Origin of the sequence: Okeania sp. SIO2B9 (genome assembly GCF_010672505.1) — a bacterium.
Taxonomy (GTDB): Bacteria; Cyanobacteriota; Cyanobacteriia; order Cyanobacteriales; family Microcoleaceae; genus Okeania; species Okeania hirsuta.
In genome coordinates this window covers 1-1984 of record NZ_JAAHGK010001360.1, presented here as the reverse complement: position 1 = coordinate 1984, position 1984 = coordinate 1, and the positions used below count along the sequence as shown (strand labels likewise).

The 1984-nt window shown below is 40.1% G+C and carries 2 protein-coding genes; one reads left to right on the top strand and one right to left on the bottom strand.

What is annotated here, in order from left to right:
- Nucleotides 1–5: 5 nt before the first annotated feature.
- On the bottom strand, nucleotides 6–1385 hold the full coding sequence (locus tag F6K13_RS30730; protein ID WP_287289513.1) for a transposase: 1380 nt from the start codon (nucleotides 1383–1385) through the stop codon (nucleotides 6–8).
- A 74-nt stretch (nucleotides 1386–1459) separates the two neighbouring features.
- On the opposite strand from F6K13_RS30730, the gene tnpA reads away from it, so the two are divergent.
- A complete protein-coding gene (gene tnpA, locus F6K13_RS30725; protein ID WP_192901108.1) occupies nucleotides 1460–1882 on the top strand; it encodes an IS200/IS605 family transposase in 423 nt (140 codons plus the stop codon).
- The last annotated feature ends 102 nt before the right edge of the window (nucleotides 1883–1984 follow it).

The following is a 1984-nucleotide window of genomic DNA, read 5'->3' as shown; positions in this document are numbered from 1 at the left end:
ATGAACTACCCCGCCGTGTAGACGGACGGGGTTTCTAAGTCCCCGTCAACAAAGTCCGCACTTTGAGATTTTGAGCGCTTCATTTGCCCCAGTTGCCTCATCGAGCCTGTATGTTTACGGGTCGAATCAGTAGAGCTTGAGCATCGACGATTAACGAGGCCAGTTCCTAACCCCGGTTGCCGATCTGCAGCAACATTCCACATCACCATGACCGAGCCTTGGTCTCTTGGCACCTCAAAACCACAATCATCACAAACATGGTAACGATTACTCAACTGTGCCCATTCTTTATGAACTGTTCCACAGCTAGGGCATCTCTGAGAAGGCTTGACTCTCCTGGTGTCAATGGTTATATGCAAACCACCTTTACCTAAAATTTTATACAACACCATCTGATTTAATGTTCCAAAGCCAACATCAAGCAGAGAACGGTTGAGACCTGCTTTTTGCTTTGAGCGTTTACCTGTCTTGGCTTTTCGGGTCATGCCTTTAACATTTAATTTTTCAGTAACTACGATGTCATAACAACTAGCAATATCTGTAGTTACTTTATGCTGCCAATCTTGTCTTACGGCTGATTGTTTGGCCTTGAGCTTAGAGATTTTTCTCTTCGCTTTTTTCCATCTACTTGATGCTTTTTGCTTACCTTTAATTGGTCCTTGCTTTCTTTTGAGTTGACGTGAAGCTTGCTGAATTTTTGGGGCAAACTCCCTGTCAAATCTAGGATTACTAATTTCGTCAAAACCATAGCCATCATAACAAGTCAAAGCTGTTTGAGTACCAAGGTCAAAAGCCACCATTGACTCATAATCTAAGGGAGATTTACTGCCAAACAACGGTAATGGTTCCGAGGTCTTGATACTAAATGAAACATACCACTCATCTTTATGAGGACGATAAACAATCGTACAAGTAGTAGGTTTTCCCCAATACTTAAACCTACCCCGCATCCTGAGTCTCATACCCAAGTCATTAAGTGTCACCCATCCACAGTTAACAGAATATTTTTGGCACTTTTCAATTTGCACCTTAAAACCTTGACGACCATCTGGGTAAGTCCAACCGGAGTAATTCCTAATTGACTTAAACTTTGGGCGTTTCCTGATTCCTTTAAAAAAAGCATTATAAGCTAAGTCAACACGCTTGACTGTTGCTTGCAATGAACTTAAATTAAGCTGTTGATAATCGGACCACTGCTGTCTAAAACCTGGTAATGCGTTTTGCTGAGTGAAATAGTCTACATTTGAGCGATTTTTTCTCCACTCAAAACGCCTATGAGCGACACAAGCGTTATACAAAAGCTGGTGTAGTTTTCTGACTAAAAATAGTTTTTCTTTCTGTACTTTTGTCGGATACAGTCGAAAAGTCAATCTTCTATTGGCCATAGAACTATCACCTCTAGATAAAGTTTGAGTCGATATAATTATCTTAACACCAAAAATAAAAATGAGTAGAAATTATGGAAAAAGAATTAAACCGTGGTTCTCATGTAGTCTATGACATTCACCTGCATATATGTTTCGTGACTCAATATAGAAAAAAAGTATTGACTACAAACATGATTAAAGATATGAGGGAAATCATAGAAAAAGTTTTAACTGCTAAACGCTGTTCCTTAGAAGAGTTTGAAGGTGAGCCAGACCATGTACACATATTGATTCAGCTACATCCAGACAATAATATTTCCCAGTTAATATCATCTCTAAAGTCTGCTACCAGCAGAATTATTAGACGAAAATATGCTCAAGAAATCAACCAATTTTACTGGGGAAAAGCTAAATTATGGCATGACTCAAAATGTATAGTTTCCTGTGGTGGCGCACCCTTGGAAATAGTCAAAGATTACATCAAAAATCAGTCGGGAGGTAGACAAACATCTTGATCGAAGCGGATCAACATTTATTTATGTAAGGGGGTGCTTTCCGCCCCACCCTGTGGAGGAGTGGGGAAACCAGCACCCCCTTACCAACCCCCTTATGGTTGT

Excerpts from the sequence above, each read along its gene's own strand:
- F6K13_RS30730 (WP_287289513.1), bottom strand. The coding sequence starts at position 1,385 with ATGGCCAATAGAAGATTGACTTTTCGACTGTATCCGACAAAAGTACAG.
- tnpA (WP_192901108.1), top strand. The coding sequence starts at position 1,460 with ATGGAAAAAGAATTAAACCGTGGTTCTCATGTAGTCTATGACATTCAC.